This window comes from Telluria sp. ZT3P39, from assembly GCF_059685935.1.
This window is the reverse complement of sequence record NZ_JCASIH010000022.1, coordinates 46,219-70,532: the sequence shown is the minus strand read 5'-3', so window position 1 is coordinate 70,532 and position 24,314 is coordinate 46,219. Positions and strand designations below refer to the sequence as shown.

The window sequence follows — 24,314 nt, the reverse complement described above, 5'->3', positions numbered from 1 at the left end:
GTGGCCTGGGCAGTCAACGTGCGCGTAGTGACGGTTTTCGGTCTCGTACTCGACGTGCGCGGTGTTGATGGTGATGCCGCGTGCTTTTTCTTCTGGAGCCGCATCGATCTGGTCGTAGGCTTTTGCTTCGCCGCCGAATTTCTTCGACAGGACGGTTGCGATAGCTGCGGTCAGGGTGGTCTTGCCGTGGTCGACGTGGCCGATGGTGCCGACGTTGACGTGCGGCTTGGTCCGTTCGAATTTACCTTTTGCCATTTTTGGATCTTCCTTTAAATGAACTGTTTTACTTTATTTTTAACGGGGCAGGACACACGTCCTGCCCCCGCGGTATTACTTGGACTTTGCGGTGACGATGGCGTCAATCACGTGCTTCGGAGCTTCCGAATAGTGCTTGAATTCCATCGTGTAGGTTGCACGACCCTGGGTCGCCGAACGCAGCGAGGTCGAGTAACCGAACATTTCCGACAGCGGGACTTCGGCCTTGATGATCTTGCCGCCGCCGCCTGGGATTTCGTCCATGCCCTGGACCATACCGCGACGCGACGACAGGTCACCCATCACCGAGCCGGCGTAGTCTTCCGGCGTTTCCACTTCCACGGCCATCATTGGCTCGAGGATGACTGGCGATGCTTTACGGCAGCCGTCCTTGAATGCCATCGAACCTGCCATACGGAACGCGTTCTCGTTCGAGTCGACGTCGTGGTACGAACCGAAGGTGACGGTGACTTTGACGTCAACGACCGGGTAACCAGCCAGCACGCCGGTGGTCAGGGTCTCGCGCACACCTTTTTCGACTGCAGGGATGTATTCGCGAGGAATCACACCGCCCTTGATGGCGTCGACGAACTCGAAGCCCTTGCCTGGCTCTTGCGGCTCGATGGTCAGGACTGCGTGGCCGTACTGACCGCGACCGCCCGACTGCTTGACGAACTTGCCTTCGACGTCGGTGACCGTCTTGCGGATGGTTTCGCGGTAGGCAACCTGTGGCTTGCCGACGGTCGCTTCGACGCTGAATTCGCGCTTCATGCGGTCGACGATAATTTCCAGGTGCAGCTCGCCCATACCACCGATGATGGTCTGGCCCGATTCTTCATCGGTACGCACGCGGAACGACGGATCTTCTTGTGCCAGGCGGTTCAGCGCCAGGCCCATTTTTTCCTGGTCAGCCTTGGTCTTCGGCTCGACAGCCTGCTGGATGACCGGCTCAGGGAAGACCATCTTTTCCAGGGTGATGACCGACGAAGGATCGCACAGGGTTTCGCCCGTGGTCGCTTCTTTCAGGCCGACCGCTGCGGCGATGTCGCCTGCGTGGACTTCTTTGATTTCTTCGCGCTGGTTGGCGTGCATCTGCAGAATACGACCCAGGCGTTCTTTCTTGCCCTTGATTGGGTTGTAGACGGTGTCGCCCGACTTGATCATGCCCGAGTAGACGCGGAAGAAGATCAGCTGGCCGACGAACGGGTCGGTCATGATCTTGAATGCCAGCGCCGAGAACTTCTCGTCGTCGGCTGCGCGGCGGGTGACCGGCTGGTCGTCCTCGTCGGTACCGCCGACTGGCGGGATGTCGATTGGCGACGGCAGGTATTCGATCACGCCGTCGAGCATGGCTTGCACGCCCTTGTTCTTGAACGCGGTACCGCACATCATCGGGACGATTTCCGATGCGATGGTGCGCTGGCGCAGAGCGGCCTTGATCTCTTCTTCCGAGAGGTCGCCTTCGTCCAGGTACTTGTTCATCAGCTCTTCCGACGCTTCAGCGGCGGTTTCGACCAGCTTCTCGCGCCATTCGGCAGCCTGGTCAGCCAGTTCGGCCGGGATGTCGCGGTAGTCGAACTTCATGCCCTGCGAAGCGTCGTCCCAGAAGATTGCCTTCATCTTGACGAGGTCGACCACGCCCAGGAAGTTCTCTTCGGCGCCGATCGGGATCTGCAGAGGAATCGGGTTGGCCTTCAGGCGCGCGCGCATCTGGTCATAGACCTTGAAGAAGTTCGCACCGGTACGGTCCATCTTGTTGACGAATGCCAGACGTGGGACTTTGTACTTGTTAGCCTGGCGCCACACGGTTTCCGACTGTGGCTGCACGCCGCCGACTGCACAGTAAACCATGCAGGCGCCGTCGAGCACGCGCATCGAGCGTTCGACTTCAATGGTGAAGTCGACGTGGCCCGGGGTGTCGATGATGTTGATGTGGTGCGGCTCGAAATTGTTGGCCATACCTTTCCAGAAGCAGGTCGTCGCTGCCGAGGTAATGGTAATGCCGCGTTCCTGCTCCTGCTCCATCCAGTCCATGGTAGCGGCGCCATCGTGCACTTCGCCGATCTTGTGGTTCACGCCGGTGTAGAACAGGACGCGTTCGGTGGTGGTGGTTTTACCAGCATCGATGTGAGCGGAAATACCGATGTTGCGGTAGCGCTCAATGGGGGTCTTGCGTGCCATAATTTTTCCTAAATCTTTGAATGGACAAAACCGGGCGGCATCTTGGTGTCAAAATGTGCCCGGCCTGAACAACAGATACTGCGGCCGCGCCCCCAGGGGAGTCTGGCCAATTGCTTAGAAGCGGAAGTGCGAGAACGCCTTGTTCGCTTCGGCCATACGGTGCACTTCGTCACGACGCTTCATGGCGCCACCGCGCATTTCAGCCGCTTCCATCAGCTCACCGCCGAGGCGTTGTGGCATGGATTTTTCGCTGCGCTTGTTTGCGGCTTCGCGCAACCAACGCATGGACAGCGCCATACGGCGGACCGGACGAACTTCAACTGGCACCTGGTAGTTGGCGCCGCCGACGCGACGGGACTTGACTTCGACCAGTGGCTTGGCGTTGTTGATCGCGGTCACGAACACTTCCAGCGGGTCCTTGCCCGATTTGGTCTGGATGTACTCGAATGCACCGTAGATGATGTTTTCAGCGACCGACTTCTTGCCGGACAGCATCAGAACGTTGACGAACTTGGCGACATCGGTATTGCCGAATTTTGGATCTGGCAGGATCTCGCGCTTGGGTACTTCACGACGACGTGGCATTTCAATTCCTTTATCTTCAGTTGAGTGCTTTAGGGGCACTCGCGAGGGCCATCATGACCACTCACTTACTCGGCCTGACGGCCGGCTCAACTTAACTTTTAAATGTGACCCCGGTATGACCGAGACCGCGTATTGCAGCTCCGCTATTACTTCTTCGCAGCCTTGGCACGCTTGGCGCCGTACTTCGAGCGAGCCTGCTTACGGTCTTTGACGCCCTGGGTATCCAGTGCACCGCGAACCATGTGGTAACGCACACCCGGCAAGTCTTTTACACGACCGCCGCGCAGCAGGACAACGCTGTGCTCTTGCAGGTTGTGGCCTTCACCGCCGATGTACGAAATGACTTCGAAACCGTTGGTCAGGCGAACTTTAGCGACTTTACGCAGAGCCGAGTTCGGCTTCTTTGGGGTCGTGGTGTACACACGGGTGCAGACACCGCGCTTTTGCGGGCAGTTTTCCAGTGCCGGCGACTTGCTCTTCACAACCGCGGCAACGCGCGGCTTGCGAATCAGTTGATTGATGGTTGGCATCGTTCCTAATCCAACAAAGTACTACAGTTGATAACCCGGACCACTGGTCCGGGGACTGAAACCTAGTCCCGCTCAGTTGCACAGCACAGGCGACGAAAGCCACTCACCGAAGGAGCGGCTGCGAATGCGTATACGATGTGCAGAATAAAAACGAGAACTCGCGAGTATAGGCTTGATATGGCAAGGGGTCAACCGCTTTGGTGAGCAGCGGACCCGGCAGGAGGCCCTGGAGCCGGTTTACCGTGGAGGATGTGGCAAGCTTGCTACATCCCGGCTCTACCGTAGCGCGCCCAATGGCATTTCTGGCGCTAAAGACGGTTGCCGCCAAAGTGAGCATAATAGCCGCTTTTCCTGCCTGTCGAGCCGATGTTCCGCCTGCCGCCTTTCCTGCTGCGCCCCGCCAACCTGTACCTGCTGCTGAGCTATGCGCTGCTGTCGGCCATGCCCTTTGCCGGGCAGTTGCTGGGTACGCCTCTGGAAGACCCGTGGCAGTTGCTCGGCGCCGGCCTGTTCGCCTGGATGGCGGCCTGGGCCCTGTGCAAGCGTCCCGCCTGGTTCCACTGGGCGCTGCTGCCGGCTTTCCTTGCGCTGCCCACCGAGCTCTACCTGCTTACGTATTATGGCCAGGGCATCTCGACCCACCATCTGGGCGTGATCGCCGAAACCAGCCCCAGCGAGGCGCTGGAATTCCTGGGCGGCAAAGCGTGGATGCTGGGCATCGTCATTATTACTGTGCTGCTGTGGTTCGGCTCGACCTGGATGGTGGCTTGCCGCACCCGCGACTTCGACTGGACCGACCGCTCGCGCTGGGTGGTGCTGGCGGCGCTGGGCAGTTGCGCGGCGGTGCTTGCCTATGGGCACAAATATGGCGTCGCGCAGGCGACATCGGCACGGTCGGCTGCCTCTACCGCGCAGCCGCCGGCGCTGCCGCACTGGGCCAAGCTGCCCTTCGATCTCGCCCTCTTCTCGCGCTCCTGGCCCTTCGGATTGACCGCGCGCGGCGTCGACTTCTATAAAGAGCGCATCTACCTGGCGGAATTGAACCGGCGCAGCGCCGCCTTCCGCTTCGGCGCGCACCAGGCCGGCGACGCGCACGCGCCGCAGGTGGTGGTGCTGGTGCTGGGCGAATCCTCGCGCTACGACCGCTGGAGCCTGAACGGCTACGAACGCGACACCAATCCGCTGCTGGCGAAGGAAAGCAATCTCGTGATGCTGCAGGACGTGATCACGCCGGTGTCGGCCACCCGCCTGTCGGTCCCGGTGATCATTTCGCGCAAACCCGCGATGCAAAGTTTAAAAGACGGCTTCTCGGAGAAATCGATGCTCTCGGCCTTCCGGGAAGCCGGGTTCAAGACCTTCTGGATCTCGAACCAGGTCTCGTTCGGCAAGTTCGACACGCCGGTATCGGTGTTCGCCAAGGAAGCCGACGACGTCCAGTTCCTGAACCTGGGCGGCTTCTCGGGCGCCTCGAACCACGACGACGTCCTGCTCGCGCCGCTGCGCCGTGCGATCGCCGACCCGGCGCAAAAAGTGCTGGTGGTGCTGCATACCTTAGGGAGCCACTGGAACTACGCCCACCGCTACCCAAAAGAATTCGACCGCTGGCATCCGTCGCTCACCGCAATCGCCAAGCCGGACGTCACCGACACCCGCCTCGAGCCGCAGATCAACAACAGCTACGACAGCGCGATCCTGTACACCGACTGGTTCCTGTCGAACGTGATCGGGGTGCTGAAGGAATTGAAGCTGCCGTCCTCGCTGCTGTACGTGGCCGACCATGGCCAGACCCTCTACGACAAGTCGTGCAAGATCGCCTTCCACGGCCATAACACGCAGTACGAATTCCACATCCCGGCCTTCGTCTGGTATTCAGGCAGCTATGCCGAGCGCTTCCCCGCCAAGGTCGACCAGCTGCAGCGCCACCGCAAGGACAGGCTCTCGACCGAGAACATGTTCCACACGGTGCTCGACATGGCCGACGTGCGCTATCCGGGCGAACGGCTCGAATGGAGTTTCATGAGCCCGGAATTCAAGCGCCACAAGCGCTATGTCGACAGCTATGGCTGGACCGACTACGACGACGCCACCATGCGCGGCGACTGCCGCGAGGTGATCGCGCGCGGCAAGCCGCTCAAGCGCAACTGAGCACTTGCGGGGCGCTTGCCGGCGCCAGGTCGGCCTCCGGTTCCACCAGGTGACAGCCGTGTCCGCGTACGTACGGACACCCCTTGCGGACACTCCGAACAAGCTTGTCCGGCGTGTCCGCTTCCTTTCCAATCAATGACTTAGCGAATACGCAACTGCTGGCACGGATCGTGCATTAACGACCACAAACCCGTCGTTACTGGAAACACCATGATCCGCGATACATCAGAACAAGACGCCGTCCTCACGGCGGCCCCGGTCCACAAGCTCAAGCGCCGCGCGCTCTGGGTGGGCGGCGCCGTCGCCATCGTCGCCGTCACGGCCGCGGTCTTCGGCACCTGGAGCAGCAGCGAGCATTCCGTCAGCGAAAGCCGCCTGCGCATTGCCGAAGTCACCCGCGGCACCCTGGTGCGCGACGCCTCGGTCAATGGCCGCGTGGTCGCCGCCGTCAGCCCGACCCTGTATTCCACCTCCCCCGCCACGGTCAACCTGAAGGTCGCCGCCGGCGACACCGTGAAAAAAGGCGACGTGCTGGCCGTGCTGGAATCGCCCGACCTCTCCGATGAACTCAAGCGCGAAGTGTCGAGCTACGAGCAATTGAAGGCCGAAGTGGCGCGCCAGCAGATTTTGGCGCGCAAGCAGAAGCTGCTGGCCAAGCGCGAAGCCGACACCGCCGAGATCGACCGCCTGTCGGCCCAGCGCACGCTGGAGCGCTACGAGAGCGTGGCGCAGGTCGGCATCATCGCCAAGATCGACTACCAGAAGGCCAAGGACGCGCTCAACTCGGCCGAAATCAAGGCCCGCCACGCGACCCAGGCGGCGAGCCTGGAAAGCGACGACGTGCAGCTGGCGCTCAAGACCAAGGTCAACGAGCTGGAACGCCAGCGCCTGTCGATGGCCAATGCCCAGCGCCGCGTCGACGAGCTGACCGTGCGCGCGCCGGTGGACGGCTTCATCGGCACGCTCAACGTGCAGAACCGCATGGTGGTCGCCGCCAATGCGCCCCTGATGACCCTGGTCGACCTGTCCAAGCTGGAAGTCGAACTCGAAGTGCCGGAGTCGTACATGACCGACATCGGCCTGGGCATGAACGCCGAGATCACCCTGCCGAGCGGAAAAGCCACCGGCAAGCTCTCCGCCCTGTCGCCCGAAGTCGTCAAGAACCAGGTGCTGGCGCGCGTGCGCTTCGATGGCGAGCAGCCCAAGGGACTGCGCCAGAGCCAGCGCGTGACCGCCCGCCTGCTCATCGAGGAACGCCCGAACGTGGTCATGCTGCCGCGCGGACCTTTTGTGGAAAACGATGGCGGGCGCTTCGCCTACCGGGTGGAAGACGGAGTCGCCGTGCGCACGCAGGTAGCATTGGGCGCCACCAGCATTTCCGCCGTCGAGATCCTGTCGGGCCTGAAGGTGGGCGACAAGGTCGTCATTTCCGGCACCGATACGTTCAAGAACGCACAACGCATCTCGATCAACCGCTGAACGCTTAACAAGACAAACCAAGGAGAATCCCATGCTGCGCATGACCAACCTGAGCAAGGTGTACCGCACCCACATGATCGAGACCCACGCGCTGCGCGGCTTCGAGATCGACGTCAAGCAGGGCGAGTTCGTCACCGTGACCGGGCCTTCGGGTTCGGGCAAGACCAGCTTCCTGAACATCGCCGGCCTGCTGGAAGAATTCAGCTCGGGCGAGTACATCCTCGACGGCGTCAACGTGAAGGGGCTGGACGACACCGCGCGCTCGCGCCTGCGCAACGAGAAGCTGGGCTTCATCTTCCAGGGCTTCAACCTGATCCCCGACCTGAACCTGTTCGACAACGTCGACGTGCCGCTGCGCTACCGCGGCTTCAACAAGACCGAGCGCAAGGAACGCATCGAGGACGCGCTGGCGAAAGTCGGCCTGGCCTCGCGCATGAAGCACTATCCGGCCGAGCTGTCCGGCGGCCAGCAGCAGCGCGTGGCGATCGCGCGCGCGCTGGCCGGTTCGCCCAAGCTGCTGCTGGCGGACGAACCGACCGGTAACCTCGATTCGCAAATGGCGCGCGGCGTGATGGAACTGCTGGAAGAGATCAACACGGCCGGCACCACCATCCTGATGGTCACCCACGACCCGGAACTGGCCGTGCGTACCCACCGCAACGTGCACATCATCGACGGCCAGGTCTCGGACCTGGTGCGCAAGGGCCCGACCCTGGTCGACAAAGCCCCGGTTTCTGCTTAAGGAAAACGCCATGTTCTCCTATTATTTCAAGCTCGGCCTGCGCAGCCTGCGCCGCAACCCGGCCCTGACCGCGCTGATGGTGCTCACGCTTGCCATCGGCGTGGCCGCCAGCGTCTCGACGCTGACCATCCTGCACATGATGTCGGGCGACCCGATCCCCGAGAAGAGCGACCGCCTGTTCGTGCCGCAGCTCGACAACGGCCAGGTCGAGGGCTGGGTGCCGAGCGACGGCCCGAACGACATGCAGATGAGCTATCCGGACGCGTCCAACCTGCTCAAGAGCGGCCAGGGCGAGCGCCGCACCGCGATGTACGGCGTCGAACTGCCGGTCGAGCCGCCGCGCAGCGACATCCCGGCCTTCAATGCGCGCGGCCTGGCGCCGAGCGTCGACTTCTTCGCCATGTTCAAGGTGCCCTTCCTGCACGGCCAGGCCTGGACCGCGCAAGATGATGCCCGCGGCGCCGACGTGGTGGTGCTGGGCCGCGAGATGGCCGAAAAACTGTTCGGCGACGCCAACCCGGTGGGCAAGCAGCTGATGATGAAAGGCTTCCCCTTCACCGTGGTCGGCGTGACCGACACCTGGGCACCGCTGCCGCGCTACTACAAGCTGATCGGCGGCAGCCGCTTCGGCAAGGGCGAGGAATTCTTCATCCCCTTCGCCACCGCGATCCGCCACGAGCAAGGCCACAGCGGCAGCATGAACTGCAGCGCCAACCGCGATCCCGGCTTTGCCAACCTGCTCACCTCGGAATGCACCTGGATCCAGTTCTGGTTCGAGACCCGCGCGGCAAGCGACCGCGCCGAGCTGCAATCCTTCCTCGACAACTACGCCGCCGACCAGCGCAAGCTGGGGCGCCTGAAGCGCAATGCGCCGAACAAGCTGTACAACGTGATGGAATGGATGGAAGAACTGAAAGTGGTCGGCAACGACAGCAAGCTGTCGGCCTGGCTGGCCTTCGGCTTCCTGGTGCTGTGCCTGGTGAACACCATCGGCCTGCTGCTGGCGAAGTTCTCGGTGCGCGCCGCTGAAGTCGGCATCCGCCGCGCACTGGGCGCTTCGCGCCGCGACATCTTCCGCCAGTTCCTGATCGAGACCGGCGTGGTCGGCCTGGCCGGCGGCGTGCTGGGACTGGTGCTGGCCTTCGGCGCGCTGGCCCTGATCGGCATGCAGAGCAAGGGCATGGCCACGATCGCGCGCATGGACTGGCAGATGCTGATCCTGACCTTCATCATGTCCGTGGCCGCCGCACTCGTCGCAGGCCTGCTGCCGACCTGGCGCGCCTGCCAGGTGACGCCGGCGATCCAGCTGAAATCCCAATAAGCGAGAGAGAACCATCATGGAAATCCGTCCCATCCTGTCTGCGCTGATGCGCAACAAAACCGGCCCGATCCTGGTCGCCCTGCAGGTGGCGCTCAGCCTGGCGATCCTGGCCAACGCCCTGCACATCGTGAACGAGCGGCGCGAGATGGCCGCCCGCCCGTCGGGCCTCTCCGACGAAGCCGCGACCTTCTACTTCACGGTGCGTAACCTGAACAAGGACGGCCCCGAGCAGCAGCTGGCCACCATGAAGCGCGAAGCCGATGTGCTGCGCGCGGTGCCGGGCGTGGTCTCGGTGGCCAACGTGACGCAGATGCCGATGTCGCGCGACGGCAGCACCAGCAGCGTCGCCATCGACAAGCGCCAGGAGCGCGAAAGCGCGCTGGCCGGCATGTACATCTCCGGCGACTCGCTGGTCAAGACCTTCGGCCTGAAGGTCGTCGAGGGCCGCGACTTCCTGCCGCAGGATTTCGTCGAGATCAACGAGAACGAAAACCGCGAACTGCCCAAGACCATCATCATCACCAAGCCCTTGGCCGACAAACTGTGGCCGGGCCAGGCGGCAGTCGGCAAGACCATGTACTTCGGCACCGGCGAGGACGCACTCAGCACCCAGGTCGTCGGCGTGATCGAGCGCCTGCAGACGGCGCATACCGAAGTGGGCGAGCGCGGCGACTTCTCGGTGCAGGTCCCGGCTCGCCTGTACGGCAACCCGGGCGCGCTGTACGCGGTGCGCACCGAACCGGGCCAGCGCGACCGCGTCATCAAGGAAGCCGAAGAGGCGCTGCGCAAGTCGTCCGCCACCCCGATGATCCTGCAGACGAAAACCACCGAAGAAGACCGCAAGGACCGCTACCGCGCCGACGTCGCGCTGTCGTGGATGCTGATCACGGTGAGCGTGCTGCTGCTCCTGATTACCTGCTCGGGCATCGTCGGCATGGCCAGCCTGTGGGTCACCCAGCGGAAGAAGCAGATCGGCGTGCGCCGTGCCCTGGGGGCGCGCAAGATCGACATCCTGCGCTATTTCATCACCGAGAATGTCATGATCACTAGCGCCGGCGTATTCGGCGGCGTGCTGCTGGGCCTGAGCCTGAACCACCTGCTGGTAACCCGCCTCGAGATGGCGCGCCTGCCGGTGCATTACCTGGTCGGCGGCGCGGTGGTGTTCTGGGCGCTCGGCATCCTGGCGGCCTACGGTCCGGCATGGCGGGCGGCGAGCATTTCGCCGGCCACGGCCACCCGCAGTGCTTGAGGACCTTCCGCCAATGGTATCCTTGCGCCCATGCCCACTGTACTGATCATTGACGACAACGCCGCGGTCGCGATCGCGCTCGACGTCCTGTTCTCCCTCCACGACATCGCCGCCCTGCGCGCCGGTTCGCCAGAGGAAGGACTGGACATCCTCGGGCGCGAGGCCGTGGACCTGGTAATCCAGGACATGAACTTCAGCGCCGATACGACATCGGGCGAGGAAGGCGTGGCGCTGTTCCGCGAGATCCGCAAGCGCCATCCCGACCTGCCGGTGATCCTGCTCACCGCCTGGACCCACCTGGACGCGGCGGTGGAGCTGATCAAGGCCGGCGCGGCCGACTACCTGTCCAAGCCGTGGCACGACGAGCGCCTGATCACCACGGTGACCAACCTGATCGAGCTGGGCCAGGCCAACCGCGCGCTGAACACGCGCCTGCAGCGCGAGCGCCGCGCCAAGCGCGAACTCGAACAAGGCTTCGACCTGCGCGGGCTGATCTGGCAAGACCCGGCCACCGAACGCGTGCTGCACCTGGCCTGTCAGGTGGCGCGCTCGGACATCCCGGTCCTGATCACCGGCCCGAACGGCACCGGCAAGGAACGCATCGCCGAGATCATCCAGGCCAATTCGCAGGTGGCCGACGGCCCCTTCGTGGTGCTCAACTGCGGCGCCCTGCCCTCGGAACTGATCGAGGCCGAGCTGTTCGGGGCCGACGCCGGGGCCTATACGGGCGCGTCGAAAGCGCGCGAGGGCAAGTTCGAGGCGGCCGATGGCGGCACCCTGTTCCTCGACGAAATCGGCAACCTGCCGCTGGCCGGGCAGATGAAACTGCTGCGCGTGCTGGAAACCGGCCGCTTCGAGCGGCTCGGCTCGAACCGCGAGCGCCAGGTCAAGGTGCGCGTGATCAGCGCCACCAACGCCGACCTGGGTGCGATGATCCGCGCCGGGACCTTCCGCGAAGACCTGTTCTACCGCCTGAACGTGATCGAGCTGCGCCTGCCGCCGCTCGCCGCGCGCCCGGGCGACATCCTGCCGCTGGCCCTGTCCTTCTTGCGTGGGAAGACCCTGCACCCGCAGACCGAATCCGCGCTGCTGGCCCATGCCTGGCCCGGCAACGTGCGTGAACTGAAAAACGTGATGGCGCGCGCCAGCCTGCTGGCCCACGGGGATGTCATCAAGGCTGCGGATCTTGGGCTGCCGGTGTCGGCTGCGCCAAGCATCGATGCGGAACCCGACCGCGAGGCCATCGTCCAGGCGCTGGCGCGCGCCGGCGGCGTGGTGGCGCAGGCGTCCAGCGAACTGGGGCTGTCGCGCCAGGCCCTGTACCGGCGCATGGAGCGGCTCGGCATCGCCAGGCCGGCATGAAGGGTAAAGGCGTGCGACTCTCGCTGGTCACGCGCTGGTCGGCGCTGGTCGGCACCCTGCTGGCGCTCGGCATCCTGGTCGCGCTCGGGCTCGAGCACGTCCTCCCCGGCCACCCGGTCCTGGTCTTCTTCGGCTGCCTGCTGGCGATCGTCCCGATTGCCATCATCACCATCCGCTCCCAGATCCAGCCGATCCTGTCGCTGTTCCGCGCGCTGGAGGGCACGGTGGCCAGCTACCGCGACGGCGACTTTTCGTTCAGCCTGCACTGGCCGCAGAACGACGAGCTGGCCGACCTGATCGCCGCCCACAATGACCTCGGCCACGTGCTGCGCGAGCAGCGCCTCGGGCTGGTGCAGCGCGAACTGCTGCTCGACACCATGGTCCAGAACACGCCGGTGGCCATGCTGCTGGTGACCGACTTCGCCGCCAACGCCGGCACCATCGTCTACGCCAACCTGGCCGCGCGTAAACTCCTGTCCGAGGGTCACAAGCTCGAAGGCCACCAGTTGGGCGAGGTGCTGGATACCGCGGCCCCGGCCCTGAAGGAAGCGCTGGCGCGCGGCGGCGACGGCCTGTTCACCGCCGGCGAGGGCGAGGACGAAGAGGTCTACCACCTGGCGCGCAGCAGCTTCACCCTCAATGGCCGGCGCCACGAACTGCTCTTGCTGCGCCACCTGACCCTTGAGTTGCGCCGCCAGGAAGTGCAGACCTGGAAAAAGGTCATCCGCGTCATCAGCCATGAGCTGAACAATTCGCTGGCGCCGCTGGCATCGCTCGCCAACTCCGGCGCGGAACTGGTGCGGCGCGGCCAGACCGAGCGGCTGCCGCAGATCCTGCAGACCATCGGCGAGCGCACCCGCCACCTGGAGACCTTCATTCTGGGTTATGCGCGCTTCGCCAAGCTGCCCACGCCGCGCCTGGAAGCGCGATGCTGGGACGTCTTCGTCGACCGGCTGGCCGACCAGGTGCAATTCCGCCTGGTGGGCGATCTACCCTCGGCGCCGGTCTGGATCGACGCGGCCCAAATGGAGCAAGCCCTGCTCAACCTGCTCAAGAATGCGCACGAATCGGGCTCGAGCCCGGAAGACGTCGAGCTGCAGGTGCGCCGGGTGCAGGACGCCCTCCGTATCGACGTGTTTGACCGCGGCACCGGCATGAGCGAGGCCGTGCTGACCAATGCGCTGGTGCCCTTCTATTCGACCAAGCGCAGCGGCACGGGCCTGGGGCTGGCGCTGGCGCGCGAGATCGCCGAGGCGCACGGCGGGCGCATCACGCTGGCCAACCGCGACGGCGGCGGCCTGGCCGTGACCCTGATCCTGCCGGCGCTGCCGGGAACCCAGTCACCATGAAAGGCTTGAAACTATGCTGAAGATCATCGGCAAGGACAGTTCGATCAACGTGCGCAAGGTGCTGTGGACCTGCATTGAGCTGGGCCTGCCCTTCGAGCGCGAAGACTGGCACCCCGGTCATGCGGCGCTCAATCCGAATGCACTGGTGCCGGTGCTGGTGGATGACGGATTCGTGCTGTGGGAATCGAACACGATCTGCCGCTACCTCTGCACCCACTATGGCGACGGCGCCCTGCTGCCAAGCGACGCCCGAGGCCGCGCCCGCGTCGAGCAGTGGATGGACTGGCAGGCGACCGACCTGAATACGGCCTGGCGCTATGCCTTCATGGCGCTGGTGCGGCAAAGCGCGGCGTTCCAGGATCCGGCGCAAGTCCAGGCCAGCATCGCAGCGTGGAACCGCCACCTTGCCATCCTCGACGCGCAGTTGGGTACGACCGGCGCCTATGCGGCGGGCGCTAGCTTCACGCTGGCCGACATTGTGCTCGGGCTGTCCGTGAACCGCTGGATGATGACGCCGATGGACAAGCCGGACCTGCCCAATGTGGCGGCCTACTACGACCGCCTGGCCGAGCGGCCGGGATTCCGAACCTACGGGCGCAACGGCGTCGCGTAGCGTATCATCCCATCGCCATGCCTCCCTCTTACACCCGCATCGATCCCCGCTTCGCCCAGCCCGGCCACCCGCCCGCCACCATCGATGAGTTCGACGGCGTGCGCTTCCTGCATCTCGGCACCTCCTGGGTCCAGGGCGCCATGCGGCTGGCCAAGCCCGATGCGATCGAGCTCGAATACGTGCAACTGATGATGATGTGGACGCTGTTCAAGGACGCGCCCCGCCACATCGTGCAGCTGGGCCTGGGCAGCGCGGCGCTCACCAAGTTCTGCACCACCCGCTTTCCCGAGGCGCGCGTGACGGCGGCCGAACTCAATCCAAACGTGATTGCGATTTGCCGCGCCTTGTTCGGGTTGCCGGAGAACGACGCGCGCCTGGACGTGCGCGAGACGAATGCCCTCGACTTCGTGCTCGATCCGACGAACCATGGCCAGGCCGACGTGCTGCAGGTGGATTTGTACGACCAGGAAGCGCGCGGCCCAGTGCTCGATTCGCTCGAGTTCTACCAGGGCTGCCATGACTGCCTGAACAGCGATGGCATCATGACCGCCAACGTCTTCGGAGACGTCAACCGCTACGACACCAACCTGGCCACCATGCAGCAGGTGTTCGACGCGGTGGTCTGGCTGCCCGAAGTGCACGATGCGAACATCGTCGTCCTCGCCTTCAAGAGCGCGCCCCAGCTCGACTTCTCGCTGCTGTACGAGCGCGCCGCGGAACTCAAACGGCGCCTGAACCTGCCGGCCAGGCACTGGGTCGACGGCCTGAAGGAATGGATGCACGACCACGCTTGAAGTGCGGCCGGCGTGTGCGCGCGCACCGTCATTGTGCACGGTGGCAGATCGTTCTAGCACATGCGCCCGTCCCGTTCCATTCATCCCCCATAAATCACGCAAATCGCCAAAAGTGTTGCGTATTGCACAGTTGACACTTGTACTTACAGAAATATTTGTACAGAATCAAGAAGCTGTAGTTATAGGAGACATAGTTTTCGTGATGGCGTGATTTAACTCTACAAAGGGAACAAGATGGCGAATCAACCGAAGAAACGGGTATTGCTGGCGACCGCGCTGGTATCGGCGATGGCAACGGCGTTTGCACAGGAAGCGGCGCCCACGGCCGAAAAGGACATGTCCACGGTCGTCGTGCTGGGTTCGCGCACGCAGGCCAAGACGGCACTGGACACCGCGGTGCCGGTGGGCCTGATCAGCGCGAAAGACCTGCAGTCGGCCGGCTCGCTCGAACTCGGCAAGGTGCTGCAGGACCTCGACCCCTCGTTCAACTTCACGACCACGTTCATCAGCGACGGCACCGACATCATCCGTCCGGCGACCCTGCGCGGCCTCGGCCCTGACCAGCTGCTGGTGCTCGTGAACGGCAAGCGCCGCCACCAGCAGGCCCTGGTCAACGTGCAGCAGACCATCGGCCGCGGCTCGGCCGGCACCGACATCAACGCCATTCCCCTGTCCGCGATCCAGTCGATCGAGGTGCTGCGCGACGGCGCCGCCGCCCAATACGGCTCGGACGCAATCGCAGGCGTGATCAACATCGTCCTCAAGAAGGGCGCCACCGATACCCTGTTCAGCGCCAGCGCCGGCACCACCAGCGAAGGCGACGGCGACACCTATACCGCCAGCGCCCACAAGGGCATCGCCCTCGGTCTTGACGGCGGCTACCTGAACCTGTCGGTCGAAGGCCGCCGCCGCAACGAAACCAACCGCGCCGGCGTCGACAGCCTGCGCGTGAATCCGCCGCGCGTCACCCAGCGCATCGGCGACTCGCTGGCCAAGGACGGCTACCTGTGGCTCAACGCCGGGCTGCCGGTCGGCGGCGGCGAGCTGTATGTCTTCGGCGGCGCTTCCAAGCGCACCGGCGATTCGTCCGGCTTCTTCCGCTCGGCGGGCGACGCGCGCAACGTGCCGTCGATCTACCCGAACGGCTTCCTGCCGAACATCATCACCACCGTCAAGGATGCCTCGCTCGGCGTCGGCTTCAAGCGCGACCTGACCAACGACTGGAGCGTGGACCTGAGCCTGAACCACGGCCGCAGCGAGCTCGGTTTCCACGAGCGGAACTCGATCAACGTCAGCTATTTCTACGAGAACGGCAGCTCGCCCTTGGCCGCCGACACCGGCAAGCTGAAATTCGACCAGACCACCCTGAACCTCGACTTCAAGGGTTCGGTCGATTTCGCCGGCGGCCCGCTGTACATCGGCACCGGCTTCGAATGGCGCCAGGATAACTACCAGATCGTCGCAGGCGATCCGGTGTCCTACCAGTACGGCCGCACCAACGATCCGCGCAAGATCATCCGCGACCAGTCCGGCGGCATCGCCGCTTCGGGCATCCAGGGCTTCCCGGGCTATACGCCCGGCACCGAAGTGGACGACGGCCGCCACAACACCGCGTATTACCTCGACCTCGAGCGCAAGTTCGGCGACGCCTTCTCGGCCGGCGCGGCGATCCGCCACGAGCGCTATTCGGACTTCGGCAACACCACCATCGGCAAACTGAGCCTGCGCTACGACCCCTCGCGCACCATCGGCCTGCGCGCCAGCGGCTCCACGGGCTTTCGCGCACCGGGCGTGCAGCAGAAGTTCTACAGCTCGGTGTCGACCAACCTGAACTCGGCCGGCGTGCTGACCGAAACCCTGACCGCGCGCGAGAACAGCGCCGTGACCCGCGCCTTCGGCATCGCACCGCTGCAGGAAGAAACGTCAAAAAGCGCCAGCGTCGGCATGATCCTGCGCCCGACCCCGAGCTTCTCGGTGACGGCCGACCTGTACCGCACCAACATCGACGACCGCATTGTCTTCTCGAGCAATATCGCACCGGAGTCGGGCGCCTGCCTGACGGCGGCAAGCTGCCCGATCAAGGCAATCCTCGATCCGCTGCGCGTGGGCCAGGCCCAGTTCTTCACCAATGCGATCGACACCTCGACCACGGGCTTCGACCTGGTGGCCCAGCACACCACGCGCGCCACCGATTCGACCCTGGTGCTGTCCGGCCAGCTCGGCTTCAACCGCACCGAGGTGAAGGACCGTAAATCGCAATCGGCGGTGCTCTCCGGCACCCAGCTGTTCGACGACACGCAAGTGACGCTGATCGAGAAAGGCCAGCCGCGCCAGCACCACGTGGTGGCAGCCGACTACACGACCGGCCCATGGAACGCGACCGTGCGCGCCAACTACTTCGGCGAAGTCGAAGGCCAGGGCTTCACCCCGGGCTTCATCCAGACCTGGGAAGCGAAGTGGATCGTCGACCTGACCGCCCGCTACAACTTCAGCAAGAAGTTCAGCCTGTCGGCCGGCGTCAACAACCTGTTCGACACCTATCCGACCAAGTGGGATCCGGTCAAGGCATCGCCCTTCCCGCAGCTGGGCTTCACCTACTGCTGGGAAACCTGCCCGTTTGGTATCAATGGGCGGTCGATGTACGCGAAGGTGGATTACGCGTTTTGATTCGCTTTTCGTAGGGTGGGCGGCAAAGCCGCCCACCCTACAAATTCAGCGTCTTTCCCGCCACCACAGCAGCAGCATCGCCAGTGCAAACACGAGCGCAAACGGCCAGCCCGGGAAAGCACGCGCAGTGCCCGCCAAAGCTTTATCCGGCGTACGGGCAGCATAGCGCGCGGTCGCATCGCGGCGCTGCGCCGCCTGCCACTGCGGCCAGTCCCCAGGCGCGTACACATAGACCGCGTGCGCGCCCGCCTTCGCATCCTTCACCTCCAGCCAGCCCGATTTCTCCGGCCACACGGCCACGCAGGCCGCGTCCGTACGTGCCGACCAGGTGCGCGTCAGCTTCAACTCGGGGAACGCCACCTCGCCCTTGACGCCGCGTGCGCACAGTTCCATGCGCTGCCCCGGCAACGGCAATTCTTCCGGTTCCAGCCATTCGACGCTGCGCGGATCGTCCACACCGACACGGTCGAGCACACCCTGCCACCACAGCGCCAGCGCCTGCGGCTCGGCGATCGCATGGCGATGCCAGTCGCTGGCGCCCAGCCAGGCGATGCGGCCCTTCTGCCAGTTGCGGGTCCAGACCAGATTATCGGAGCCTGACCATGCGCCGGCTTCGCGTGCGCCAGGGTTGAGCGGCGTCGCCAGAAGCTCCAGCGGAGCCTCGATCTTCTTGCCCGCGGCTTGCGCCTGCAAGGGCAGCCCGAGCGTGCGCGACCAGACGCCGGGGTCGTTCGCATTCGCGCCCAGCACCAGGAGCGGCAAGCCGCCCGCCACGCGGCCCAGCAATGCCGAACGCTCACCCGCGCCGAGACGCTCGAACCAGGCGGCGTCGATCACCAGCAGGTTCGGCTCCTTCATCTCGCCCGCCGGCAGCTCGGTGCGGGTGATGGCGCGCCCCAGCACCACCTGCCAGTCGAGCAGCGCGCCGCTGCCGGCCAGCAGCTCGTTGAGCGTGCGCAGGTCGAAGGACGGCGCGCCGAAACGGCCCTGCACCTGCAGAAGCGCCGGCGCATTGATCGTCAGCGGCACGGGACCTTCGGCGAGGGTTTTCCCGGCGGCGTCCAGCAGGCGCGCCTTGAGCACCACGCGCTCGGCCAGCGGCGGCAACCAGTTCACGGCCAGCTCGCCCGTACCGTGCGCTTGCGCAATCACCTGGCCGTTCTCGGCCAGCAGCTGCAAGCGCGCATCCACCGTGTCCTCGCGCTGCACGCGCAAGGTAAAGGTGCGCCCGAGCGCCAGCTGGCGCGGATAATGCAAGCGCAGCGTGCCGCCTTCCGGGCGCTGCCATTCCAGCGGCAGCGCCGGCAAATCGTTCCACTGCGCGGCGCGCAGGCCGTCGCCCTTGACGGCAAGCGCGCGCACGCCGTCGAGCATCGGCGCCGGCGCGGCCGCATCGAGCGTGAGCGTCCTGCCGGCGTCGCCGGGCAGCCGGATGCCGGCCGCGAACAGGCCGAGACTCGCCGCTGCAAGCAGCACCAGCAAGGCATCAAGCCATTGCCGGCGCCACAGGTACAGCCCAGCGCTGGCAAGGCCTGCGACGCCAATCAGCGCCAGCATCATATTCGTGCTCATCATGAAGTTCATGGCTTCGCTCCTTCACGCCAGGCGCGCACGAAGGGCGTTTCGACCGTCGGCCTGGCCTGCAGCAGCACCTGTCCCTGGCCTGCGGCATGGCGCAGCCAGGCACGCAGCACCGGGCGGCAGGCGGCGCAACCATCCGCCACGTCCTGGATCGCGGTCTGGGCCGACAGGCGCTGGTCGTCGTCCGTGATGCGGGTACGCACCCAGTCATGGGCGGCGCGGGTCCACAGCGCCGGCAGCGGGCCATTGCCGGACAATGCCCCCACCAGCAGCTGCACGTCTTCCGGCACGCGCTTTTCCGCCCCGCCCTGCTCGCGCCGGTAGCTCGCGGTGCCATCCATGTCGCCCGACATGCGCTTTTCTTCCTTGATCGGCGGCGGCACGAAGGCGGTCTTGTGCAGGTAGATACGCTCGGCCTGCTGCAATTCCTTGATCGCCTCCAGCGCCTTGTGCTCGGGCGGCAGCGCCACCTTCGGGGTGATCGCGCGCAGCGCCTTTTCGGCATCCCACATCGCCATCAGCGCGCGCCGCAGCACCTTCTTGGTGTCTTCGTCGTACAGCGTGGCGTTTTCGGCTTCGTCGTGGGCGTGTCCATACTGGTGCAGGATGTCCTGCTTGCCTTCTTCCCCCGCGTGATCGTCGCCGCCATCGGCATCGGCGAACAGCGAGGATTCCTCGCCCAGGAACTGGCCATAGCGGCGGCGCAGCGCGCCCTGGTCGGCGGCGATCTTCTGGCTGCGCTCGAGCACCGCATCCTTGCTCATTTTCGTGCTGCGCATGTCGGCCACCAGCTGCTCGGTATCGATGATGATCTGGCGCTGGCTGCGCAGGCTCTGCGGTTTGACCAGCATCGGCATGGCGGCGCTCTCTTCTTCCGCTGCTTCCGGCGGGGCCGGCAGGCGCAGCGTATAGGTCGGCGATTGCACGGTGTGCGGACGTCCCGCGTTATCGACCGCGCGCACGAAGAAATACAGCTCGTCGCCCGGCTCCATGCCCAGCTCCGCAAGCGACCAGTTCTTGGACCAGTTGCGCCGTTTCGGGTCCGGCGAGGCGGGGATGGGTATCTCGCGGTCGGTGAAGCGGATGTTCTCGCCGCTGCCGCGCGCCAGCGTCATGTGCAGGGTGGCGCGCCGCACCTGGTAGTCGTCGCTCACTTTCACGCCCATCGCCGCGCTGGTGGCCGTCTCCGATAATTCCTGCACCATCCGGGTCGGCGCGGTGATCGTGATCTCCGGCGGCGCATCCGGCGTGACCTTGACCGTGAAGCGCTTGCCGCGCCAGCGCCAGAATACCGATTCGGTCGCGGTCCAGCGCGCGCACTCTTGACCGGGCTTGAGCACCTGGCCGTTGCTGACCTCGATCGTTTCCTGCGGGGTGGCGTCGTCCTTCAGGCACCAGGTAATGACGGTCTGCTCGGGCACGAGCAGGTCGCGCGGTGCGGATTCGATGGCTTTTACGCCCGTGTACGAGGGCGGCGCGGTGCGCACCACCAGCTGGCCGATGCTCGGGGCGGCCACCGCTGCGGGAACTTTGCCCGGCGCAGCGATGGGGGCTTGCGGTGCGGCGCCGGAGAACCAGACGGCGGCGGCCAGCGCCAGGCTGGCCAGCAGCCATGGCACGCCGGCCTTCACGCGGCTGCGCGCGATGCGGCGCAGTTGCGCGCCACTGAGGCTGGCGTCCAGCCGGTCGAGCAGGCGGCGGCGCTGGAGCTGGGCGACGGGCGTGGCCGCATGCTCGAGCAAGGCGCTGCTGTCTTCCATTTCGGGCACGGCGCCGTCCAGCCAGCCCGTCCACGCGTAGCCGACCTGGCGGCGCAGGATGGCCCAGTCCCAGGAGCACCACGCGACCCAGGCGATCAGGCCCGGCGCTGAGCGGATGAACAGCCATGGCAGGGCCCCGGCGATCCAGAGCGGCAACCGGCGCAGCTGGGCGGCGCGCCAGACGCGCCGGACAATCTCAGCGCCTTCTTGCATGCGTCAGGATCCTTTCGAGTACGAACAAGGCCGCAAGAAGCGCCATCAGGATGTCGCGCAGCGCGCCGCTCGTCGCCAGGACCGGCGCTGCGGGCATTGCTGCGAACACGCGCGAGGGCGTCGTGTAGGCAGGCGCTCCAGCATGCAGGCGCTGCCAGTCCTCCAGCAGCGTGCGCGCGGCGTCGGCATTCTGCGGCGGCCAGGCGGCCGAATGCCAGAGGCGTCCGCGAGGACTGTCGGCATAGCGCAGGCCGTCCACCTGCGGGGCGGTGCGCAATTCGGGGAAGGCGGCGGCATTGGCGACGAGCCAGAGCGGCGCGCGCAGCATTGGTGCCGGTGCGTCGACACGGTCCCAGACGATCAAGCCGGTCTTCGCGCCCGGCGCCGCGTCGACGATCACGCCGCCGGCAGCAAGCACGCGGCGCCATTGCTCCGGGCGCTCGCTGGCGATGAACACGTGGCGCTTGGCCGGTTGTGCCGGCTGCGTTAGCGTGCGCAGGTCGATCATGCGCCTGAATTCCGGGGCCAGGGCCGGCATGGGAATATCGCCCAGCACCAGCAGGCGTGCTTCGGGACGCCACTCGCGTTCGTGCGTGCGCAGCCAGCCGATGGCTTGCGCCGCAGGCAGGGCGACGCGGTCGGCCTCGAGCAACCCGGCCTGCCCCACCTGGCGTTCGACCCAGGCCTGGTCGGTGCCGGTCGCAACGATGACCGTATCGCCGCGCCAGGGCATGACCGGATCGGCCAGCCAGGCGATGGCGCAGGCCAGCAGCAGGCAGCGCACCAGGAGGAGGAACAGATCGTTCCAGCGCCAGGCCCGGGTCTGGCGCGGCTCGGTGCGCGGCAGGAAGCGCGCGGTGGCCAGGGGCTCGGCCTTGTGCTGCTCGCGCTTGCGCCGGTGCCACCAGACCGGCAGCAGCAGGATGGGCAGCGCCAGCCACCAGAGCGCATTCATGGGCGGCTCCCTGGCCTACGCAGCCATAGCCGCAGCACCTCGCCCGGCGGCTGCTCGATGCGCGCCGCCACCAGCGGAATGTCATGCTTGCGGCACTGGGCCGTGACTTGCGCGAAATGCTCGTCGCGGTTGCGGCGATAGCCTTCCTTCAGGTCGGCGCCGAAGCGGAACACGCCGCTGCCCTGCTCCGGGTCGCGATAGGCGGGCGTGGACGAGAAACTGGCATCGACTTCGGCCTGGGTTTGCAGGCAGAGCACGCGCACGTCGTGGCGCATGCCGCGCAGGCGCAGCAAGGCCTGCGACAGCGGCGACGGCCAGTCGAGCAGGTCGCTCGCCGCGAAGATCACGCTGGGGGATAGTGCGAAATGCAGGCTGGCGCGCAGGGTGTCGGCGTCGGGCAAGTCGCCGGCTGCCTGCACGCGGCTGAGCTGCAGCAGGATGCGCTGCAGGTGGCGCGGGCCGCGCAGGCTTGGGGTGAACTGCACTTTTCCTTCGTTCAGGATGACCAGGCCGAAGGCATCTCCCTGGCGCTGCGCGATGGCCGCCACGCAGCCGAGCAGCGTGCGCGCATAGGCCAGCTTGTCGACGCCTTCCACATCGCGGCTGGGTTCCAGCATCGAGGCGCTGGCGTCCAGCACCAGCCAGATCGCCACGTGGCTGTCGCGTTCCGCCTCGCGCACGAAATAGCGGTCGGCGCGCGCCAGCAGCTTCCAGTCGACGCGGCGCCACTCGTCCCCGGGCGCATAGGCCCGGTATTCCGAGAATTCGACGCCGGCCCCGCGCTCGCGCCCGGCATGGATGCCGTGGCCCAAGCCCGCCAGCACATGGCGGATCACGAGGTCAAGGTTCTGCGTGTGCGCGATCAGCGCGGTCTTCGCCAGCGACAAGATTAATCGATCCGGATCTCGTTACGCAGCGCGTGCAGGATGTCGGCAATGGCCACGCCGTCCGCTTCCGCCTCGAAGTTGCGCAGCACGCGGTGGGCCAGCACCGGCAGCAGCATGGCCCCGATGTCCTCGCGCGTGACCGCCAGGCGGCCCTGCATCAGCGCGCGCGCCTTCGAGGCCAGCACCAGGGCCTGGCCGGCGCGCGGACCTGCGCCCCAGCCGACGTGCTGCTTCACCGCAGCCACCGTGGTCTCGGACGGGCGGGTCGCGCGCACCAGGCGCGTCGCATAGCGCAGCAGGTGCTCACCGATTTCGATGTCGCGCACCAACTGCTGCAGGCGCAGCAGGGTTTCCACCGTCATGGCCGGTTCGGCATCGTCCAGGCCCGCGTGGGTGGTGCGCGAGACCATCATGACTTCTTCGTCTTCGGTCGGGTAGACCACGTCGATGCGCAGCAGGAAGCGGTCCAGCTGCGCTTCCGGCAGCGGATAGGTGCCGGCCTGCTCGATCGGGTTTTGCGTGGCCAGCACGAAGAAGGGGCGCGGCAGCTTGTGCGTGGTGCCGGCAAAGGTCACCGCGCGCTCCTGCATGGCCTCCAGCAGCGCCGACTGGGTCTTGGGCGGCGCGCGGTTGATCTCGTCGGCCAGCAGCACCTGGGTGAACACGGGGCCCTGCTGGAAGCGGAACACCCGCTGGCGCGTGGTCGTGTCTTCTTCCAGGATCTCGGTGCCGACGATATCGGAGGGCATCAGGTCCGGCGTGAACTGCACGCGGCGGAACTGCATGTCGGTGGCCTGGGCCAGCGATTTCACCAGCAGCGTCTTGCCCAGGCCCGGCACGCCTTCGACCAGCGCGTGCCCGCCTGCCAGCAGGCAGGTGACGAGCAAATCGACGACGTTTTCCTGGCCGATGATCACGCGCGCCATGCTTTCTTTGAGCGCGCCCACCGCCGCGCTCAAGCTGGCGATTTCCGCCTCGTCCCACTCCACTGCATTACGTTCCGACACTCTTCAAGCTCCCAACGCGTATTGAATGATGTTGACTGCGAAGCGGGTGTTGTCGACCGCGAGGAACCGCTTGTTGCGGAAATCGTAGTCCCACTCGCATCCGTAGTCCTTGTTCGAATACAGCAGGCGCACGCGCCCGCCGAATTCGATCGCCTTCAGGTATTCGTGCACCAGGTCGTCGCCCCAGCCATTGAGTTCGCCCCCGGTGGTCGGCGGCCCATCGAACTTGAAGAAGCACGAATACAGCGGATGCGTATTCGGGATCTTCTTCAGGGCCGAGGCGCCGAAGATCTTCGTCATCTCGGCTTCGAACGACTTGGCGAACAGGCCGTCGATGTCGTGGTTGCAATCGTCCACGAACACGAAACCGCCGCCGCGCACGTAGCGCTCGAGGTTGCGCCGCTCGGCGGGGGTGAACTGCACCAGCTTGTGCCCCGCGAAATAGCAGAACGGCGCCTGCAGCATCTTCGGATCCGACAGCGCGACCATGCGCTCCGCCGGATCCACCCGCAAGGTGGTGTACTCGACGAGCGAGTTCAGCACGTTGCTGGGCGTACGAATATCCACGTCCCAGTCGCCCGATTCGTACATGAGGCGCGTGAAGTAGAAGTCGAAGTTCGCCATCAGAAGCGTGCCATC

General features: G+C 65.4%; 20 protein-coding genes. 10 read left to right on the top strand and 10 right to left on the bottom strand.

What is annotated here, in order from left to right:
* From AC56LR_RS17655 to rpsL, 4 genes are all read right to left on the bottom strand, one after another.
* Window positions 1-255 (bottom strand): GTP-binding protein (locus AC56LR_RS17655; protein WP_273027578.1); only part of this gene is annotated, 255 nt, incomplete at its 3' end.
* A gap of 75 nt (window positions 256-330) precedes the next feature.
* A complete protein-coding gene (fusA, locus tag AC56LR_RS17650; protein ID WP_497132177.1) occupies window positions 331-2,436 on the bottom strand; it encodes an elongation factor G in 2,106 nt (701 codons plus the stop codon).
* A gap of 114 nt (window positions 2,437-2,550) precedes the next feature.
* Entirely contained in the window at window positions 2,551-3,021 is a 471-nt protein-coding gene (gene rpsG, locus AC56LR_RS17645; protein ID WP_171085213.1) for a 30S ribosomal protein S7, read from the bottom strand.
* A gap of 146 nt (window positions 3,022-3,167) precedes the next feature.
* Window positions 3,168-3,551 (bottom strand): 30S ribosomal protein S12, encoded by a 384-nt coding sequence (rpsL, locus tag AC56LR_RS17640; RefSeq protein WP_091877422.1) that lies wholly within the window; start codon window positions 3,549-3,551, stop codon window positions 3,168-3,170.
* A 366-nt stretch (window positions 3,552-3,917) separates the two neighbouring features.
* Here rpsL and AC56LR_RS17635 point away from each other — a divergent pair, with 366 nt between their 5' ends.
* From AC56LR_RS17635 to AC56LR_RS17590, 10 genes are all read left to right on the top strand, one after another.
* Window positions 3,918-5,696 (top strand): phosphoethanolamine transferase, encoded by a 1,779-nt coding sequence (locus AC56LR_RS17635; RefSeq protein WP_497132174.1) that lies wholly within the window; start codon window positions 3,918-3,920, stop codon window positions 5,694-5,696.
* Window positions 5,697-5,906: 210 nt separating this feature from the next.
* On the top strand, window positions 5,907-7,175 hold the full coding sequence (locus AC56LR_RS17630) for an efflux RND transporter periplasmic adaptor subunit (protein WP_497132172.1): 1,269 nt from the start codon (window positions 5,907-5,909) through the stop codon (window positions 7,173-7,175).
* Window positions 7,176-7,206: 31 nt separating this feature from the next.
* Window positions 7,207-7,917, top strand: coding sequence for an ABC transporter ATP-binding protein (locus AC56LR_RS17625; protein ID WP_497132170.1), 711 nt, complete (start codon window positions 7,207-7,209; stop codon window positions 7,915-7,917).
* Window positions 7,918-7,927: 10 nt separating this feature from the next.
* Window positions 7,928-9,238 carry an ABC transporter permease gene (locus tag AC56LR_RS17620; RefSeq protein WP_497132168.1) on the top strand — a complete coding sequence of 437 codons (1,311 nt, stop codon included), beginning with the start codon at window positions 7,928-7,930 and terminating at the stop codon, window positions 9,236-9,238.
* A 16-nt stretch (window positions 9,239-9,254) separates the two neighbouring features.
* A complete protein-coding gene (locus tag AC56LR_RS17615) occupies window positions 9,255-10,487 on the top strand; it encodes an ABC transporter permease (protein ID WP_497132166.1) in 1,233 nt (410 codons plus the stop codon).
* 30 nt (window positions 10,488-10,517) lie between these two features.
* Window positions 10,518-11,849, top strand: coding sequence for a sigma-54-dependent transcriptional regulator (locus tag AC56LR_RS17610; RefSeq protein WP_497132164.1), 1,332 nt, complete (start codon window positions 10,518-10,520; stop codon window positions 11,847-11,849).
* On the top strand, window positions 11,846-13,198 hold the full coding sequence (locus AC56LR_RS17605) for a sensor histidine kinase (protein WP_497132162.1): 1,353 nt from the start codon (window positions 11,846-11,848) through the stop codon (window positions 13,196-13,198). Before AC56LR_RS17610 ends, AC56LR_RS17605 begins: the two co-directional genes overlap by 4 nt.
* A gap of 13 nt (window positions 13,199-13,211) precedes the next feature.
* Window positions 13,212-13,811 (top strand): glutathione S-transferase family protein, encoded by a 600-nt coding sequence (locus AC56LR_RS17600; RefSeq protein WP_497132160.1) that lies wholly within the window; start codon window positions 13,212-13,214, stop codon window positions 13,809-13,811.
* A 17-nt stretch (window positions 13,812-13,828) separates the two neighbouring features.
* A complete protein-coding gene (locus AC56LR_RS17595; RefSeq protein ID WP_497132158.1) occupies window positions 13,829-14,605 on the top strand; it encodes a spermine/spermidine synthase domain-containing protein in 777 nt (258 codons plus the stop codon).
* A gap of 234 nt (window positions 14,606-14,839) precedes the next feature.
* The gene (locus AC56LR_RS17590) at window positions 14,840-17,272 is read left to right on the top strand and encodes a TonB-dependent receptor plug domain-containing protein (protein ID WP_497132156.1); all 2,433 of its coding nucleotides are present in this window, start codon (window positions 14,840-14,842) and stop codon (window positions 17,270-17,272) included.
* A gap of 45 nt (window positions 17,273-17,317) precedes the next feature.
* Here AC56LR_RS17590 and AC56LR_RS17585 read toward each other — a convergent pair whose 3' ends face one another.
* From AC56LR_RS17585 to AC56LR_RS17560, 6 genes are read right to left on the bottom strand one after another with little or no spacing between them, the layout of a single operon-like run.
* A complete protein-coding gene (locus AC56LR_RS17585) occupies window positions 17,318-18,856 on the bottom strand; it encodes a hypothetical protein (RefSeq protein ID WP_497132154.1) in 1,539 nt (512 codons plus the stop codon).
* Complete coding sequence (locus AC56LR_RS17580; RefSeq protein ID WP_497132152.1) at window positions 18,853-20,826, bottom strand: DUF4175 family protein; 1,974 nt, start codon at window positions 20,824-20,826, stop codon at window positions 18,853-18,855. Before AC56LR_RS17580 ends, AC56LR_RS17585 begins: the two co-directional genes overlap by 4 nt.
* Entirely contained in the window at window positions 20,810-21,781 is a 972-nt protein-coding gene (locus tag AC56LR_RS17575) for a BatA domain-containing protein (protein WP_497132150.1), read from the bottom strand. The genes AC56LR_RS17580 and AC56LR_RS17575 overlap by 17 nt, the downstream gene beginning before the upstream one ends.
* Entirely contained in the window at window positions 21,778-22,668 is an 891-nt protein-coding gene (locus AC56LR_RS17570; RefSeq protein WP_497132148.1) for a DUF58 domain-containing protein, read from the bottom strand. The genes AC56LR_RS17575 and AC56LR_RS17570 overlap by 4 nt, the downstream gene beginning before the upstream one ends.
* A gap of 2 nt (window positions 22,669-22,670) precedes the next feature.
* Window positions 22,671-23,675: an AAA family ATPase gene (locus tag AC56LR_RS17565; protein ID WP_497132146.1), complete on the bottom strand. Its 1,005-nt coding sequence runs from the start codon at window positions 23,673-23,675 to the stop codon at window positions 22,671-22,673.
* A gap of 3 nt (window positions 23,676-23,678) precedes the next feature.
* Window positions 23,679-24,299 (bottom strand): DUF4159 domain-containing protein, encoded by a 621-nt coding sequence (locus AC56LR_RS17560; protein WP_497132144.1) that lies wholly within the window; start codon window positions 24,297-24,299, stop codon window positions 23,679-23,681.
* Window positions 24,300-24,314 lie beyond the last annotated feature (15 nt).